Origin of the sequence: Chroococcidiopsis sp. TS-821, from assembly GCF_002939305.1 — a bacterium.
Taxonomy (GTDB): domain Bacteria; phylum Cyanobacteriota; class Cyanobacteriia; order Cyanobacteriales; family Chroococcidiopsidaceae; genus Chroogloeocystis.
Window position 1 is genome coordinate 1 of sequence record NZ_MVDI01000043.1, and the last position, 414, is coordinate 414.

General features: G+C 58.2%; 1 protein-coding gene. It reads right to left on the reverse strand.

The window, feature by feature from the left end:
- Window positions 1-414: hypothetical protein (locus B1A85_RS24135; RefSeq protein ID WP_210404707.1), on the reverse strand; the 414-nt coding region annotated here is incomplete at both ends.

Below are 414 nucleotides of genomic sequence, written 5' to 3' on the forward strand. Positions count from 1 at the left end.
CACAGCACACCGACACACCACTCCCAACTGACCCGGTAGACAACACCCCACCCACGGATATTGAAACGCCCCCACCAACTGACCCGGTAGACAACACCCCGCCAACTGACCCGGTAGACAACACGCCACCAACGGACACCGAAACGCCTCTACCAACTGACCCGGTAGACAACACGCCACCAACGGACACCGAAACACCACTACCAACGGATCCCGTTGACAACACGCCGCCAACGGATCCCGTTGACAACCCCCCACCAACTGACCCGGAAGACAACACTCCACCCACGGACATTGAAAAGCCACTACCAACTGACCCGGTAGACAACACCCCGCCAACTGACCCAGTAGACAACACGCCACCAACAGACACCGAAAAACCACTACCAACCGACCCAGTCGACAACACACCAC